At 64.5% G+C, this 16690-nt stretch carries 11 protein-coding genes; 5 read left to right on the top strand and 6 right to left on the bottom strand.

The genetic code is table 11. From position 1 onward, the window contains the following. Nucleotides 1–8: 8 nt before the first annotated feature. From ACZO3G_RS03545 to ACZO3G_RS03535, 3 genes are all read left to right on the top strand, one after another. Nucleotides 9–179, top strand: a complete 171-nt coding sequence (locus tag ACZO3G_RS03545) for a hypothetical protein (protein WP_158595736.1) — start codon at nucleotides 9–11, stop codon at nucleotides 177–179. Continuing rightward, the gene (locus ACZO3G_RS03540) at nucleotides 176–1717 is read left to right on the top strand and encodes a recombinase family protein (protein WP_276870593.1); all 1542 of its coding nucleotides are present in this window, start codon (nucleotides 176–178) and stop codon (nucleotides 1715–1717) included. The genes ACZO3G_RS03545 and ACZO3G_RS03540 overlap by 4 nt, the downstream gene beginning before the upstream one ends. A 147-nt stretch (nucleotides 1718–1864) precedes the next feature. After that, nucleotides 1865–2683, top strand: coding sequence for a hypothetical protein (locus tag ACZO3G_RS03535; protein WP_276870590.1), 819 nt, complete (start codon nucleotides 1865–1867; stop codon nucleotides 2681–2683). A gap of 121 nt (nucleotides 2684–2804) precedes the next feature. Here the strand turns inward: ACZO3G_RS03535 and ACZO3G_RS03530 are convergent, their stop codons facing one another. Beyond that, a complete protein-coding gene (locus ACZO3G_RS03530) occupies nucleotides 2805–5294 on the bottom strand; it encodes a transporter substrate-binding domain-containing diguanylate cyclase (RefSeq protein WP_277138503.1) in 2490 nt (829 codons plus the stop codon). A gap of 369 nt (nucleotides 5295–5663) precedes the next feature. On the opposite strand from ACZO3G_RS03530, the gene ACZO3G_RS03525 reads away from it, so the two are divergent. Continuing rightward, nucleotides 5664–7229, top strand: coding sequence for an efflux RND transporter periplasmic adaptor subunit (locus tag ACZO3G_RS03525; RefSeq protein ID WP_276870587.1), 1566 nt, complete (start codon nucleotides 5664–5666; stop codon nucleotides 7227–7229). A gap of 6 nt (nucleotides 7230–7235) precedes the next feature. Beyond that, nucleotides 7236–10319, top strand: a complete 3084-nt coding sequence (locus ACZO3G_RS03520) for an efflux RND transporter permease subunit (RefSeq protein ID WP_276870584.1) — start codon at nucleotides 7236–7238, stop codon at nucleotides 10317–10319. Between the two features lie 76 nt (nucleotides 10320–10395). Here the strand turns inward: ACZO3G_RS03520 and ACZO3G_RS03515 are convergent, their stop codons facing one another. From ACZO3G_RS03515 to ACZO3G_RS03495, 5 genes are all read right to left on the bottom strand, one after another. After that, nucleotides 10396–12336 carry a sensor domain-containing diguanylate cyclase gene (locus tag ACZO3G_RS03515; protein WP_276870581.1) on the bottom strand — a complete coding sequence of 647 codons (1941 nt, stop codon included), beginning with the start codon at nucleotides 12334–12336 and terminating at the stop codon, nucleotides 10396–10398. Nucleotides 12337–12540: 204 nt separating this feature from the next. Continuing rightward, the gene (locus tag ACZO3G_RS03510; protein ID WP_276870578.1) at nucleotides 12541–14103 is read right to left on the bottom strand and encodes a sensor histidine kinase; all 1563 of its coding nucleotides are present in this window, start codon (nucleotides 14101–14103) and stop codon (nucleotides 12541–12543) included. After that, on the bottom strand, nucleotides 14087–14761 hold the full coding sequence (locus ACZO3G_RS03505; RefSeq protein ID WP_276870576.1) for a response regulator transcription factor: 675 nt from the start codon (nucleotides 14759–14761) through the stop codon (nucleotides 14087–14089). The genes ACZO3G_RS03510 and ACZO3G_RS03505 overlap by 17 nt, the downstream gene beginning before the upstream one ends. 117 nt (nucleotides 14762–14878) lie before the next feature. After that, the gene (locus ACZO3G_RS03500; RefSeq protein WP_276870573.1) at nucleotides 14879–16039 is read right to left on the bottom strand and encodes an MFS transporter; all 1161 of its coding nucleotides are present in this window, start codon (nucleotides 16037–16039) and stop codon (nucleotides 14879–14881) included. A gap of 171 nt (nucleotides 16040–16210) precedes the next feature. Further along, nucleotides 16211–16678 (bottom strand): hypothetical protein, encoded by a 468-nt coding sequence (locus tag ACZO3G_RS03495; protein WP_276870571.1) that lies wholly within the window; start codon nucleotides 16676–16678, stop codon nucleotides 16211–16213. Nucleotides 16679–16690: the final 12 nt, after the last annotated feature.

Here is a 16690-nt window from a genome sequence, read left to right as displayed (position 1 = left end):
TGAAGCCTATGAAACCCGCCGTGTTTTTCGTCACCGAGACCTTCCGCTCCGCGTCCGAAAAGGCCCGGACGGACGCCCTCCAAGAAGCGGTCGACCAGTATCTTGCCCGCGCCCTGCGCCGCGGGGAATCGCCCGCGCCGCCCGCCGGGCGGGAGGACGCGGGAGGCGCGGAGACATGACCTGCGCGATCTACTGCCGGCTCAGCCGGGAGGACGCGGAAAAGATCCGGGAGAGCGAGAGCATCCAGAACCAGAAGGCGATGCTGGCCGACTACGCCGCCAGCCAGGGCTGGGAGGTCGGCGCGGTCTACTGCGACGAGGACTATTCGGGCGCCGACCGGGACCGCCCCGGCTGGAACGCCATGCTCGCCGCGGCGGAGCGTCGGGAGTTCCAGATCGTCCTCTGCAAGACGCAGTCCCGTTTCACGCGCGACATGGAGCTCGTGGAAAAATACCTCCACGGGCTGTTCCCGCTGTGGGGCATCCGGTTCGTGGCGGTGGTGGACCACGTCGACACCGACCTCAAGGGCAACAAAAAGGCCCGCCAGATCAACGGCCTTATCAACGAGTGGTATCTCGAGGACCTGTCGGAGAACATCCGCGCGGTGTTCGCGCAAAAGCGCAGCGCGGGCAAATACATCGGCAGCATCCCCGCCTACGGCTACCGGAAGGACCCCGCCGACCACAACCATCTCGTGGTCGAACCGGAGGCGGCGGAGGTGGTCCGGAGCATCTTCTCCCTCTGCCTGGAGGGGTTCGGCAAGCAGAAGATCGCCGCCCTGCTCAACGAACGGGGGATCCCCAGCCCCTCCGCCTATAAGCGCGCCCGCGGCTGGACCCGCGGCGAAGCCGGCGCCGACGGCTGGAACCGCACAACGGTGGGGCGGATTCTGCGCAGCGAGCTCTACACCGGCACGATGGTGCAGGGAACCAAGCGCCGGGTGAGCTACAAATCCAAGGTGTGCGCCGGGGTCCCGAAGGAGGCGTGGTGCCGCGTGGAGGGGACCCACGAGGCCATTGTCGACCGGGCGTCCTTCGACGCGGCGCAGGCGCTGCTTGACCGCCGCACCCGTTCCGGCGGGACGGGCGAGCCCCATCCGCTTGCCGGCATCGCGCGGTGCGCCGATTGCGGCGGGCCGCTCGTCAAGGTGTCGCAGCTCTACAAGGGGGTGCGGCGCTCCTACCTGCAATGCGGGCGCTACGCCTCCTCGCGGCCGGACCCGAACTGCACCCGTCATTCCGTCCGCCTCGACGCGCTGACCGGCGTCGTGGAGGAACGCGTCCGCGCGCTGGTGCGCGCCCGCTACCGGCTTCCCAGCCCCGAACGGCTGCTGCCCCCCGGCGAAGCGGAAGCCCGCCTCCGCCGGGAGCGGGCGGAGGCGCTGGAGTTGCAGAACCAGCTCGCCCGGCGTTCGAGGGCGCTCGAAACCCTCTGCCTCGACCGGGCGGACGGCCTCATCGGGCGGGAGGAGTTCGCCGGGATGAGCGCGCGCTTCCGGGAGGAGCGGCAGGCGCTCCAGGACCGGCTGGACGCGCTGGAGGCCCGGATGCGGGAGGCTCCCCCGGAGCCGCCCGGCCTTCTGGCAAAGCGCGCGGAAGCGCTGCTGAGGCTCGATCCCATGCCGCGCGAGCTGCTCGTCCTGCTGGTCGACACCGTCACGGTCGGCGAACGGCGGCCGGACGGCACGCAGGAGGTTTCGATCCGCTGGCTGCTCTGAGCATTCCACCAGACCCGTTGGAGCGTTGGATCTGGCTCCACGGCTTTTTCCGTCAACTCCCGGCCGCTGTTCTCCCATGCGCGTGCGGCTTCCAGCCCCACCCGAAACGAAAGGCGCGCGGTATTCGATTCCGCGACACCCGCCCATGTGATCGAACCCAAATATCCGGGCGCGTTCGAGCAGGTCGTCGACCTGTCCTCCTGCTGGGACGAGCACGCGCTCTTCGAGTCGCGCGAGGCGATCATGGCGCTGGCGGCAAAGATCAGCCGCTGCCACGAGCACTGCTGCCGCTTCCTCGGCGCGGCGGGAAGCCTGCTCTCCGACACCTACCGCATCGCGCTCGAGGGCACCTCGGTCAGCAAGGTGGTCAAGGCGGCCCGGCGCATCGCGCTCAGCGAGTTCAAAGGCGGACCCGGGGGCCAGGGCCGCGAATCGGTACGCTTCCTCTCCTGCGTCACCAACAAGGGCCCCGTCCTCTTTGACGGCACCGCCAAGGCGCTCTGCGACCGCATCTACCTCGTCGACGACGTCTATGGCGCCGCCTCCCGCCTCTTCCTCTCCGCCCTGCGCAGTCAGGCGCTCGAGGCCGGCTGGGACGTCATCACCTGTTACTGCCCCCTCTCCCCGTTTGAGAAGATCGAGCACCTCTTCATCCCCGCCCTCCGGCTCGGCTTCATGACCGCCAACGACAACCACCTGCCCGACGTCGAACCCTATAAGATCGTGCGGTCCAGGCGGTTCACCGACGCCGAACAGATCCGCGCCCACAGAAAACGCATCACCTTCAACAGAAAGGCCTCCGCGCAGATGCTCGAGCAGGCCGCCCGCCTGCTGGCCGAGGCCAAGGCCCTGCACGACCAGCTCGAGGGCTACTATACGGGCGCCATGGATTTCGCGGCGGTCGACGCCGTGGGCGAACGCACGCTGCAAAAATACGAGCATATCTTCCAGAGCTACGGACTCTGACGCAGGTCGTCTCCTGTCGCGGATGAGGGCCGCCGGCAAACCGCCGGCGGCCCTTTGATCATGCTGATAAAAAACCGGACCGGCGGCAGCCGGTCCGGTTTTTCTTGCAGTTCTATCGGGATCACGCGCGCTCCTTCCGCTCCGCGATGGCAAACTGGTCGCGCCCCGCTTTCTTCGCGTCGTAGAGCGCCTCGTCCGCCGCCTGGTAGAGCGCGGCGTAGTTGTCCCCCGCGCGGGAAAGCGCCGCGCCCACGCTGATCGTGATCCGGCCGCCCTCCGCCAGCGGCAGGTCGCGCGCCCGGGAGCAGAGCGCGGCGCATTTGTTGAAGAGGAATTCGCGGTTTTTGATCCGCGGCAGATAGACGAGGAATTCGTCCCCGCCCGGGCGCCCGACGATGTCGTCCGCACGGAAGCTCGAGCGCAGCAGCCCGGCTATCTGCCCGAGCGCCTCATCCCCCTGCATGTGCCCGTAGGTGTCGTTGATCTGCTTGAAGTAGTCGATGTCGATGAGCAGCAGCGCCCCCCTCTCCCCCTCCCGCATACGGGAAAGGCTCGCGCGCACGTGGGTCTGGCACGCCTCGGAATTGAAGACGTGGGTCAGGCTGTCGAGCTGGGCCCGCTCCATCAACTGGTCCTTCTCCTGCCGCTCCTCGTCGATCACATTGATCCTTCCGAGGGCGTAGGCGGGCTCGTCGCCGTCGTAGACCGTCTCCAGCGCGATGCGCAGCCAGTGGGACATGCCGTCGATGCACTCGGTGTAGAGCTCGTGGACGCCGTCCTCCCGCGAGCGGACCACCTTGAGGAAGGCCTCCCGCCGCTGTGCCTCCCGCTCGGTTTCGGGGCGCACGGAGTAATCGTAACGGAGGAGATCGGGCTCGCTGCCGCCCTTGGAGGGGTCGGAGACAAACATCGTGTTGTTGCGGTAGCTGTATTCAAAGAAGTATTCGTTCACCAGCGCGTAGACGCGGAAATGCTTTTTCAGCTCCAGAGCCGCCTCCCGGCTGGCCCGGACACGCCGCCGCAGGGAGAGCAGCAGAACCGCGATGACCGCCAGCGAGACGACGACGATGGCCGCCACCGATTCCACCGGGTTGGCCATCAGGACCGCCCGGAAGGAAAAGGGCTGCTTTTGGAGGGTGTTCTGGTTGATGACCCCCTGGATCTCCGCAGTGGACAGCGTCATGATCGCCTTGTTGAGGATCGAAAGCAGCTCCTGCGGCGCGGGTTTGACCACCCCGTAGCAGAGCCGGCGCGGCTCGTAGGTCTGGGGGATCAGCTTGAGGTCGCGGAACTGCGGCTGGTTGATGAAATACTGCGCCATATAGGCGTCCACATAGGTGTAGTCCGCCTCGCCGGATTCCACCGCGCGGATGCAGTCGGCCACCTTGGCGTAGCGCACGACCTGACCGACCGTCTCCCCGCGGTAGGGGCTCGTGGTCGTCAGGGCCAGCCGCTTGCCCTTGATCGTCTCCTCGCTGCTCCCCTCCTTCATCATCAGCAGGTATTGGGAGGAGATGTAGGGCCGCGTCATCGAAAGGTGCCGCTCCCGCGCGAGGTCGTAGTCGTAGGGGATGCCAGCCGCGAGGTCGATCCCGCCCTGCTCGGCAAGGCTGTAGAGCTCCTCGGGGGAATCGACGGGTACCAGTTCGAACGCAAGGCCCGTCTTATCCGAGATCAGCCTCAGCAGGTCGGCCGAGATGCCGTCGAGCTCCCCCGTCCGTTCATCCAGGTACTGCAGCGGCGGCTGCTCGGTCAGCACCCCCACCCGCAGGGCCCCCGCCCCGTCGATGTACGCCGCCTCCGCGTCGGTCAGCCGGAGGTCCTCGCCTGTGGTGGTAAAGTACTTCTCGTAAAGCCGGTTGGAAAAGGTGGGGTCGGTCTGCTCAATGCTCATGATGGCGGAGTTGAGCTCCTCCATCATCTCCGCGTTTTTCCCCTTGGTGGTGATGAAATAGAACGGCTTGGGGGCAAACCGCGCGACGGCGCGCGACCCTTCGACATAATTCAGGCTCGTGTTGAGCAGCGCGTCCGCGCTGCCCTCCCGGACCGCCTCGAGCTGCTCCTCGATGGTGTCGCGGTAGACGTACACGGGCGTGATCAGGTTCATCGCGCAGTAGTCCTCAAGCTCCCGCTGCATCCGGCCGCCCTGGGACGCCTCCGCCACCGCTACCCGGATGGTCTGCTGCACCTGGGAGTTGATGACGACCTCCTGCACGTCGTCATAGGGCACCTGGAGCACCGTTTCGACCACGCCATAGTTGTGGCTGGCGTAGTCGAACATCTCTCCCATCTGCTCGGTGTAGAGCATCGCGCCCATCAGGTCGATCTCGCCCTCCTGCAGCATCCCCATCAGGGCGGACAGGCTGTCGTCCATCGTGCCCGGCACCTGCACGAACTCATAGTCCCAGCCGGTATACTGCGCGATTTCCTCCAGATATTCATAGGTATAGCCGCTGTAATTCCCAAACTCGTCAAAGTCGGTCAGCCCGGCCTGGACGGGATAGGCGACCCGCACGACGCGGTCTTCCTGCCCGGCGGCCGCGGCAGGAAGCGACCAGCCGCCGGCGAGCAGCGCCGCGGCCAGCAGGAGGCCGATCCATTTTTTCAGCATACGATCACTCGATTCCGTTTTTCGGGGTCGCTCCCCGGTCGCAGAACAAACCGCTTTTTTGGCGGCAAAGATTATATATGACCTATTATACCGGATTTCCGGCACCGGGGCAAGGAATCCTGAAGAATAAACGGTTTTTTGCCTATTTTGCCAGAAAAAGGCCTCTAAAATTTCCTCTTTTGACGGGAGCGTGCAGGCCTGAAAAATTCCGGAGAACTTCGCGGGAAGTTTTTCATCATTCACACCGTATTCACAGATTTTTGCCCTGTCCAACACATTCCCGACATATGATGAGGCGGTAAAAGCCGGAAAGAACGGCTGACTCTGTCAAATCAGCGCCGGCCCCGGCCGGAGATAGGAGTGGGAAGCATGAAACATTTCCTGAACAAAAAGAATGTCGCGTCAGCCGCCATCGTCATCGCGCTGGGCGCGGTCGCGGTCTCCACCGTCGTGCTGGCCGCGGGCGGGGGCCCCGGCGGCGGGGGCGGCCCGGGCGGCATGGGGGGCAACCTCGGCGAAATCGAGATGAGCGAGAGCGTCATCAGCGTCAAGCTCGCCGCCCCCGCCATCGGGAGCCTCACCCGCAGCACCGAATTCATCGGCAGGATCGAGCCGGGCGAAAGCGTCAACGTCTACCCCGAGGTCGCCGGCAAGGTGACGGCGGTGCACTTTACGGCGGGCGACACCGTCAAGGCGGGCGACCTGCTCTTCGAGATGGACGACAGCGACGCGCAGCTCGACTATGAGATCGCGCAGGCGAGCTACGACTCCAAGGTCATCTCCGCCGACACCACCCTCGGCAGCAGCTACGAATCCAACCTGCTCTCGCTGGAATCCAGCCTCAAGAGCGCCCAGCAGTCGCTGAACAACGCGCGCATCGAGCTGCGCGACTACAACGACGACAGCGAGGACTCCCTCATCTCCGCGCAGAAGGCGATGGACAAGGCGGAGACCGCGATGCGCGCGGCCGAGGCGGAGCTCGACGCCTACGCGGAGGCGAACCCCGGCGACAAGTCGAGCGAAGCCTATAAGGACCTCGTGTCGGCGGTCTCCAAGGCGGAAAGCGCCTACAGCGTGGCGCGCAGCACCGTCAACGACCTGGAAAACGACGACGACAGCACCCTGCGCAGCCTGCGCAACAGCTACAAGAACGCGCAGACCAACTACGAGTCCGCACTCGAAAAATACAACCTCGCGAAGGGCTCCTCCCTCGAGGACACCAAGGCGAGCGTCGACAACTCCCTCAAATCCGCCCAGCTCTCCCTCGAGCAGAGCGCCAAGAAGCTGGAGAAGTACAAGGTCTATTCCCCCATCGACGGGGTGATCGAGGCGAGCTCGGTGAACGAGCATGAGAATGCGTCGACCCAGACCGCGGCCTTCACGATCTCCAACAAGAACCAGATGTCGGTCACCTTCAACGCCACGGCGGACGCGGCGACCGCGCTTTCGATCGGCGACGAGGTCGCCGTCCAAAAGAGCGGGAACGACTATACCGCCATCATCACCTCGATCGACTCCAAGGCGGACGACGGCACCGGCCTCTTCCCCGTCGAAGCCCAGATCCAGGACGACGGCGGCGCGCTGCTCTCGGGCGTGACCGTCAAGGTCTCCGCCGCCACCCAGAGGGCGGAGAACGCCCTGCTCGTCCCGATCGACAGCGTCTACTACGAGGATGGGCAGGCATACGTCTTTACATACGCGGACGGCCAGGCCCACCGCACCGACTTTGAAACGGGCATGTCCAACAGCGAGACGGTCGTCGCCCTTTCCGGCCTCGACGAAAACAGCCGGATCATCACCACCTGGCACCCCGACCTCAAGGACGGCGCCAAGGTGCAGCTTGCCGAGGGGCAGGCCGACCCCGAAATGGGCGCCGCTCCCGCGGAAGCCGCCGAACAGGAATCCGCCGCAGGGACGGCCGTACAGGAGGATTAACCGCTGATGACACTTCCAAAATTAGCCGTCAAACGGCCGGTATCGGTGCTCATGTGCGTGCTCTGCCTGTTGGTCTTCGGCGTCTCCTCGATCTTCGGCATGGAGATGGAATCCACGCCCGAGATGTCGATGCCCATCTTCATGGTCCGCACCGGCTATTCGGGCGCGTCGCCGGAGGAGGTCGACGAATTGATTACCGATGTGATCGAATCGGCGCTCTCCACCGTCAGCGACGTGGAGAGCATGACCTCGCGCTCGTCGGAGGGCTCCTCCATGACCACGCTGGAGTTCGACTACAACACCGACATGGACGAAAAGTACGACGAGATCAACGAGGCGCTCCAGCGGGTGCGCCTGCCCGACTCGGCGGACGACCCGACCATCATGGAGATGAGCATGGACTCCTCCTCCGTCATGGACCTGTCGATCACCACCCCCGCGACCGGGGACAACATCTACTCCTACATCGAGGACACCGTCGTGCCCGAAATCGAGCGGATCTCCGGCGTCTCGGAGGTGAGCATGCGCGGCGGCACCCGCGAATACATCCAAGTGGAGCTCCGGGAGGAGGAGATGGAGCAGTACGGCCTTTCGATGACCGACATCTCCAGCGCCATCTCTTCCGCCGATTTCACCACCACCGTGGGCGAGATCAACCGCGGCGAGGTCAGCCTGACGCTCCAGGGCGGCATGAACTACGACACCTATGAGAGCCTCGAAACGATCCCCATCTCCCTGGCCTCGGGGGACATCATCCACGTCTCCGACGTGGCCAACGTCACGATGGCCGAGCAGAGCATGTCCTCCATCAGCCGCTACAACGGCATGGACAACATCTCCCTCTCCGTCTCCAAAAACCAGTCCGCCAACACGATCGACGTGTGCAACCAGGTCGTGAGCGTGGTGGACGACCTCAACCGGCAGGGACTGGGGCTGGCCATCACCATCACCAGCAACTCGGGCGAAACGATCTATGAGAACATCATGAACGTCGTCCAGTCCCTCGTCCTCGGCCTCGCGCTGGCCATGCTCGTGCTGGTGGCCTTCCTCGGCGACTGGCGCGCCGCCTTCATCGTGGCGATCTCGATGCCGCTCTCCGTCTTCGCGGCGCTCGTGCTCATGGCGGCCTTCGGCATGACCATCAACATCATGTCGCTCGGCGGCCTCGTCGTGGGCATCGGCATGATGGTCGACAACTCGATCGTCGTGCTCGACTCCTGCTTCAAGGAGCAGGACGGCATCAAGAGCTACGACCAGGTGGCGGTCGAGGGCGCGAACCTCGTGAACTCCGCGATCATCGCCTCCACCGTCACGACGATCGTCGTCTTTCTGCCCATCTCCCTGATGAACGGCATGTCCGGCCAGCTCTTCAAGGAGGTCGGCTTCACGATCGTCTTCTCCCTGACCGCCTCGCTGATCTCGGCGCTGACGATGGTGCCGCTCCTCTTCGCGCGGATGCGGCCGCGGGAGAAGAAGGACTCCTGGGTCAACCGGCGGCTGCACAGCCTGGAAAGAGCCTACAAGCGGCTGCTGACCACCGCACTGAACCACAAGCTCACCGTCATCATCATCGCGGTCGTGCTGCTGGCAGGCACCTTCGTCATGTTCACCCGGATTGACATGGAGCTGATGCCGTCGAGCGACGAGGGCTCGATCAGCATCTCCGTCACCACCAAGACCGGCCTCGACATCGACGCCACCGACGCCATCATGACCCGGGTGGAGGAGATCGTGGCGGCCCAGGAGGACGTGGAAAGCTATTCGATGCGGGGCAACGGCGGATCCGCCAGCATCACCGTCTATCTGAAGGACGACCGCAGCCTCTCCACCGACGACTTCATCACTCTCATGCGCGAGCAGACCTCCGGCATCGACAACGCGTCGGTCGAGGTCGAGCAGCGCAGCTCGATGTCCTTCGGCAGCCGGGGCGTGCAGATCAACCTGACCGGCTCCAACCTGGATACGCTGCGGGAGGTCGCGGATGAGATCAAGACGGTCGTCGCCGGGTTCGACGGCATCGACTCGGCCTCCACCAGCCTCAGCGACGGCAGCCCGCGCGCCGAGATCATCGTCGACCCGGTCCAGGCCGCCGCCATCGGCACGACCCCCGCCTCCATCCTCTCCACCGCGAAAAACATGATCTCCGGCATCGACGCCGCCGACCTGCAGACCAGCGACCAGGAATACACCGTCAAGGTCATGTACCCCGAGGGCCGGTTCAAGGACGTCAGCGACCTCTCCGGCCTCATGATCCCCACCCGCAGCGGCGGACAGGTGCCGATCACCGACGTGGCCGAGGTGGTCTTTAACAACGCCCCCTCGCAGATCCAGCGGCAGGACGGCGAATACCAGGTGTCCGTCACCGGGCAGACCGCGGCGGGCGTCTCCGCCACCCAGCTCTCCAACCAGATCATGGCCCGCGTCGGGCAGATGGACCTGCCCGACGGCGTGAGCATCGCGGCGGGCGGCAACATGCAGACGATGAACGAGGAGTTCGGCAAAATCTACAACGCGCTGGCGATCGCGGTCTTCCTCGTCTTCGTGGTCATGGCCATGCAGTTTGAATCGATGCGCTTCTCCCTCGTGGTCATGCTCTCGGTGCCCTTCTCGATGACCGGCGCGTTCCTGGCGCTGCTGCTCACCGGCATGACCATCTCGATGACCAGCCTCATCGGCCTCATCATGCTCGTCGGCATCGTCGTCAACAACGCGATCGTGCTGATCGACTACACCAACATCCTGCGGCGCGAGCAGGGACTGGGCGCGCGGGACGCCCTGATCTTCGCAGCCCCCACCCGCCTGCGCCCCATCCTGATGACCACCCTGACCACCGTGCTCGGCCTCGTGCCGACCGCGGTCGGCATCGGCGGCAACGTCGAGATGATGCAGTCGATGTCGGTCGTCGTCATCGGCGGGCTCACCTTCTCGACCCTGATCACCCTCGTCCTGATCCCGACCGTCTACCTGCTGGCGGACGGCGAGGACCGCCGCAAAAAGGGCCGCCGGACGGGCAGGAAATCCCTCTTCCGCCGGAACCTCCGGGAGCAACCCCAGGTCTCCGGCGACCCGGTCCCCGAAGAATTTCTCTGATCGGCAATCCCCTCCTATAAAAGGGGCCGCCCGGCGTCTGCCGGGCGGCCCCTTTGCGTATTCCGCCGCTTTTGGATCAGTCCCTCCCGCGCGCGCCGTCCGAGATCGTGTAGCCGTTCTTGCCCCGCCCCTTGGACTCGTAGAGAGCGGCGTCCGCTGCCCGGTAGAGGCCGTCGAAGCCGTCCCCCTGCCGGGGGGCGAAGGAGACGCCGATGCTGGCGGAGAGGTGCCAGTTCTTTTCCTCCGCGCCGTAGGCCCGGTCGAGCGCGGCGGAGAGCTCCGCCGCCTTTTCGGCCGCCCACGTCTCGTCCGGCGCGGCCACGAAGGCCGCGAACTCGTCGCCTCCGATGCGCCCGAGCAGGTCGTCCGCGCGGAAATGCCCGCGCAGGATGCGCGTGAATTCCCGGATGACCCCGTCCCCGAAGGCGTGGCCGTAGCTGTCGTTGGCCTGCTTGAAGTTGTCGATGTCGAAGATGAAGAAGGCGTACAGGCGACCCGGGTTCTCCCGCAGGCAGTCCTCGATCCGCCGCTGGGTCGCCGCCTTGGTAAACAGCCCGGTCATCTCGTCGGTCTGGGCGAGCAGGCGCATCCGTTCCTCCTGCTTCTTTTCCGCGTCGATGTTCTGCCGGTATACCAGCATGCGCAGGCTGCCGTCCCCCTCCAGCGGGACGAGCCGCGCGGTGATCCGCATCCAGTAGTACTCCCCGCCGTCCCTGCTGATCATGAGCTCATACCGCAGGGTCTCGCGGCCCTGCCGGAAGGCCCGCAGCACGTTTTCGGGCAGGAAGGTGTCGAGATACCCCTGCCGGAACTCCTCCTTGACCTGCTTTTCCGCGACGATCTGCAGCGCCTTGTCGTAGGGGGTCCCGTGCGGGGCGCCGAGGCTTTCAAAATACTGCTCGGTGGCGTGGTTGGCGGGCCGGTTGGCGGTGATGTCCAGCTCGTAAATGTCTTCAAAGAGCTGACCGGTGGCTTTTTCGAACACCGTGCGCCGCTCCTGCTCGACCGACTGGGTCAGCTCGACGATCTGGCGGTTGAAGGCGCGGATCACGTGGGTGATGACCCAGAGGATCACGGCGATGATCACGCAGATCACCAGCATGGTCAAAACGAGCTGGCGGTTGAGAGACTCCACCAGCGCGGCGGTGTCCTGGTTCACCACCAGGTGCCACTCCAGTTCGGGCAGGTAGCGCGCGACCACGTAGTCGGTCTTCTGGAACCCCGAGCCGCCGGTGATCCAGAAGCTGCAGGCCATGCCCTCCTCCTTCCAGGTGAGGATCTCCCGCCGGACCCGGTCGCTGTAGTGGGTGACGTCGAAGAGGTTGACCGTCTCGTAGCCGGTGTATTGGGGGGAGATCTCGATCGTGCCGTTCCCGTCGACCAGGAAGGCGCCGACGCCGAATTTGTCCTCGTAGCCCTGCAGCACCGCCTGCAGGCTGGTGATCCGCATCCCCACGCCCACGACGCCGATCACCTCTCCGCTCTCGTCGCGGATCTTGCAGTTGACGAACACGGTGATCCGGTTTTCCGCGCCCTCCACCTCGTCGTTGTCCACGTTCATGGCGTAGTCCTCGGGGCTTTGCAGCAGCTCGTAATACCAGACGTTCTCCGGGTCGCCGGGGTCCAGTACCCGGTCGAGGCCGTTGAAATTGTAGTAGCGGCCGGTGCGCGTGGAGATCAGGAAGACCGCGTCGTAGTCGTATTTCCGCTGGTAGGCGCCGAGGTATTTGCTCAGGGTGCCGATGTAGGAGGGGTCGTCCAGATGCTCCCCCTCGCCGGAGAGGTATTCCCGGAGCAGGCTGTCGTTGGCCATCGTCAGCGACACGTTGACCGGCTTGGTGAAGGTGGTGGCCATCTGGTAGTAGATGCCCTCCGAGGTCAGCGAGGAGACCTCCTCGATATTCTGCAGCGACGCGCTGTAGTTCGCGCGGTAGCTGAGCACCGCCGTCAGCAGGAACCCCACGATGATGATCAGGCAGACCAGCAGGTTGGTCCGCATGAGGATGTTCTTTTTCATTGGCGGGCGCCTCTCTTTCCAAGCGTCCGCGCCGGAAGGCGCATCCGCTATAGACATTGTATTCCCTTTGCGGTCACAAATCAATGCTTCCCGCATCCCGCGCGCCCGTAAACATACAAAAAAAACGGCGGACGGATACCCGCCGCGCCGTTTTTCCTGTCTTTCCCTGTCTTTTGCGGTCACAGCCCATCATTTTCCAGAGTCTCAGGGGCCGTCGTCCCCGCTGTCCTCCTCCGGATCCGCCTCCTCGCCGATCTCCGCGAGCGGCAGGCAAAACCAGAACCGGACCCCGCCCTCGATGTTTTCGACCCCGTAGTCCATCCCGTGGGCCTCCATGACGACCTTAACGATCGCGAGCCCGAGGCCGTAGCCCTGCACCTCGCGGGAGCGGGACTTGTCGGCGCGGTAGAAGCTGTCGAAGAGGCTGCCGAGGTCGTCCTCTGCGATGGGCGGGCTCTGGTTCTCCACCGACACGCGGCAGAGGCCCGCCCCGCCATCCTGTACGCACAGCCGGATGACGCCCTGCTCCGGGGAATATTTGACCGCGTTTTCAAAGAGGTTGTTCACCGCCTGCCCGATCATCGAATAGTCGGCGGAGACGATGAACTCCTCCTCGAGCTCCTTTTTCACCGTGAGGCGTTTGCGCTCGGTGAGGATGCGGTGGCTGCGCACGGCGCTGTCGAGTACCTCGCTCAGGCAGAAGATCGAGAGCTGCGCCTTTTCCACGCCGCTCTCCAGCCGGGAGAGCTCGAGCAGCTTTCCCACCATCAGCGAGAGCCGGTTGCTCTCCGCGATGATGATCTCGCACGACTCCTTCCGCCGCGGGTCGGTCTCCTCCTCCGCGAGCGCCTCGGCGTAGCTGATCATGAGGGTGAGCGGCGTCTTGAAATCGTGCGAGACGTTCGCCACGAACTGCTGGCGCAGACGGTCGGTCTGCTGCTGGCGCACGAGGTCGTTCTGGAGCACCTCATTGGCCTCCACCAGCCGGCTCACCGCCGCCTGCAGGTCGTCCGACATCTGGTTGACGCTCCCGGCGAGCATCGCGATCTCGTCGTGGCCCTTCGCCTCGCACCGCTCGGAGAAGTCGAGCCGCGAGATCTTGTCCGCCGCCCGCTGAATCCCCTGGATCGGCCGCGTGATCCGCCCGACCACGAAATAGATGATCACCGCGCCCACCAGCAGGATCGCGATCGACATCAGCGCGGTGTACTTGACCGCGAGGTCGGCAAAGGATTTGAGGTACCCGCGCGGGGTCTGGATATAGAGGTAGAGGTTGTCGTCCAGACGGGTGGAGAGGGTGAGCATCCCGTCGTCTTCCCACGGGTTGAAGGACTCCTCCAGCCGCACGTCGAAGCTCTCGTCCGAGTCCCGCAGCCGCGCGAGCATCTTCTCCTGGAACCGATCGACGTCCTCCCCCCGCGGCTTGGGGGCGTTTTCCCGGTCGCCCCACGGGCGCATCTCCTCCCGTCCGGTGCGGGAGTGGTAGCGCATCTGAACGCGCCCGTCCCCGCCGATCTCAAAGAGACTCACGATCGCGTTGCCGTTTTCCAGTTTCCCGATCGCGTCGTAGATTTCCCCGCTGTTCTCCTGGTAGGCGGCGCGGATCGCCCGCGCGCTCTGCTCCAGCTCGCTGACCTTGTTGCTCTGGTAGAACCGCTCGAACAGGGTGGAGCCCATGAAAAGCAGGACCACCACATTCACCACGAGGATGAAGAAGATGACCCCGAAAAGCTCCTTGCGGATGCCGCTTTTAATCCGTCCACTCAAATTTGTATCCCACTTTCCTTACGGTGGTGATGCAGGAGGCGTATTTCCCCAGCTTGGCGCGCAGGCATTTGATGTGGGTGTCGACCGTGCGGTCGTCCCCGTTGTAGTCCATGTCCCACACCGTGCAGATGATCTGGTCGCGGGTGAGCACGATCCCCTGGTTTTTCACGAGGTAGTAGAGTAGGTCGAACTCCTTGGGGGTGGTGATGATCTTTTGCCCGTCCACCAGCACCGTGCGCTCGCGGTAGAGGATTTTGAGCCCGCCCACCTCCGCGTCGCTCATGTCGTTGGCGTTCGTGCGCTTTAAAAGGTTCTTCACCCGCGTCACAAGGATGGTGGGCGAAAAGGGCTTGGCGATGTATTCGTCCGCCCCCATGTGGAACCCCGTCACCTCGTCCCGCTCGCTGTCGCGCGCGGTCAGCATCAAAATCGGCACGTCCGACTTGCTGCGGATCTCCCGGCAGGCGTCGTACCCGTCCTTGCGGGGCATCATCACGTCGAGCATGACCAGCACGACGTCGTCGTTGTCCTCGAACTTCTCCACCGCCTGCTGGCCGTCGGCGGCCTCCACCACCTTGAAGCCCTCCCGTACGAGGTAGCTCGCCACGAGCTGTCGGATCTTCGCTTCGTCCTCCGCGATCAATATTTTACTATCCATTCCGGCACCGTCCCAACGTTCATTTTGAAAGGCCCGCGCCTTTCCACCCTTCCAGTATGCGGCGCTATTGTGAAGTTCCTGTGTGTAAAGTTTGACGAATCGGAAAATTGCGGCGGACTAACCGGCCGTCCCTTCCGGCAAGCGCCGCCACAGGGTGTAAAGCAAAAGGCCCGTCAGGCAGAATCCCGCGCCCGCCGCCATCGCCCGCCCGACGCCCTCCTCGGCGAGCCTGCCGAAGATCAGGCCGGTGCCCACCGCGACCAGGTTCATCACGCTCGAGTAGACCGACAGCATCGTGGCCCGCCCGCAGGAACGCACCTGCCGGTTCTGGACCTCCATGCCGATGGGCGCGAAGACCGACGCGGACAGCCGCAGCGCAAGGATGCCCGCCACCGAAAGCACGGAGCTTCCGGTTACCGCGAGCAGCCCGCAGGAGAGCGCGCCGAGCAGGAAGAGCCCCGAAAGGGCCCGCCCCTCCCCCAGCCGGGCGGTCAGCCGGTGGGAACGCGCGGCGAAGAGCCCCATGAGGGTCAGCGGGATGAACAGGTATCCCATCGCGCGGGCGGGAATGCCCGCGCGGACATACTGGAGCTGGCTGAGGAAGACGGTGATCGTCTGGTTCGATTCCGTGAGCAGGGCGGCCGCCGCAAGGAAGAGCAGGAACCGCCGGTTGCCCCACACCTCCCGCGCGGCCTCCCCGGCGCGGGCCCCAAAGCCCGCGCTCCGCCGCGCGGGCGGCGGCACCTCGGGCAAAAAGAAGGTCAAAACCATCGCCGCCCCGTAGGAGAGGACGGTGAGAAAGCCGGCCGCGTCAAAGTCGCCGCCGACCGCGGTGGAAAAGAGAAGCGACGCGGCGACCAGGCCGGCCGTCGCCGACGCCTCGTAGGCGCCGAAGGCCTTCTGGCTCTCCCCCTCCCCCGCGAGGGAAAAGAGATAGGCGGAGTCGCAGCCGGAGAAGCCCGAGAGCACCACCGACAGCATCAGCCGTTCGAGCAGGAACCCTCCAAAGCCCTCCGCCCGCCAGAAGACGATCTTGGAGAGGAAGTAGAGGACGTTGCAAGCGGCCAGCGTGCGCCGGTAGCCGATCCGGTCGGCCACGTAGCCCCACGGAATCTCCAAAGCGATCAGGCAGGCGAGGGAGATGCTCTCGATCAGTGTGATCTGGAAGACCGAGACGCCGCGCGCCTGCCGGTAAAGGGTCGCGATCGGGCCATAGAATACCATGCCCTGTAAAAACGCCGTCGCGCACAACAGGGGAATCCCGATTTTTCGATTCAATTGTGTTCCCTCCGAATTTCATTTTGCCGGTGAAATTCCGAAGATCAAATCGGACTGCCCATGGCGACGCCTCGTTCTGTTTCGTTCTTGTTCCAGTATCGCACAGCGTCCCTGGAAATGCAATCAAAAAAAGAACCGCGCCAGGCGCGGTTCTTTTTATCCGGGATATTCTTACAGCTCGGGGCCGTTCCGGTTCGCGTCGTCCGACGGAGCCTGGGGCGCCGCCGGGGCGGCGGCCGACTGCTTGTTCCAGTAGGCGCCCAGCGTGTACAGGACCGGCAGCACGAGGCCGATCAGGCCGGAGAAGACGTTGCCGTCGCTTCCGAAGGAGCTGATCAGGCTCAACGCGGCGAGCACGATCAGGATGATGCCGAGCACGAAGCAGACCTGCGCCTTCTCGGGCTTCGCGCAGTTTTTGACGCCGATGATGCCGACGATCAGGCTGAAAACGCTGGAAAGGATGACGACCACGCCCATGATCGCCGCGACCGCGCCGACCCCGGCGCCCATCATGTCGCCGCCGGCCGCGATCATGCCGCCGCCCACCAGCGCGAGCAGCCCGAACAGGATGCTGATGCCGGAAAAGATGATGTACAGAATGCTGACCACTTTCAACATGGTTTTGCCCTTTGGTGCCATAAAATTGTCCTC

It is taken from the genome of Anaerotruncus sp., from assembly GCF_057433415.1.
This window is presented reverse-complemented; position numbering and strand designations above follow the sequence as displayed.

Coding starts and splice junctions, on each gene's coding strand:
- ACZO3G_RS03545 (WP_158595736.1), top strand. CDS start 9: ATGAAACCCGCCGTGTTTTTCGTCACCGAGACCTTCCGCTCCGCGTCC.
- ACZO3G_RS03540 (WP_276870593.1), top strand. CDS start 176: ATGACCTGCGCGATCTACTGCCGGCTCAGCCGGGAGGACGCGGAAAAG.
- ACZO3G_RS03530 (WP_277138503.1), bottom strand. CDS start 5,294: ATGCTGAAAAAATGGATCGGCCTCCTGCTGGCCGCGGCGCTGCTCGCC.
- ACZO3G_RS03525 (WP_276870587.1), top strand. CDS start 5,664: ATGAAACATTTCCTGAACAAAAAGAATGTCGCGTCAGCCGCCATCGTC.
- ACZO3G_RS03520 (WP_276870584.1), top strand. CDS start 7,236: ATGACACTTCCAAAATTAGCCGTCAAACGGCCGGTATCGGTGCTCATG.
- ACZO3G_RS03515 (WP_276870581.1), bottom strand. CDS start 12,336: ATGAAAAAGAACATCCTCATGCGGACCAACCTGCTGGTCTGCCTGATC.
- ACZO3G_RS03505 (WP_276870576.1), bottom strand. CDS start 14,761: ATGGATAGTAAAATATTGATCGCGGAGGACGAAGCGAAGATCCGACAG.
- ACZO3G_RS03495 (WP_276870571.1), bottom strand. CDS start 16,678: ATGGCACCAAAGGGCAAAACCATGTTGAAAGTGGTCAGCATTCTGTAC.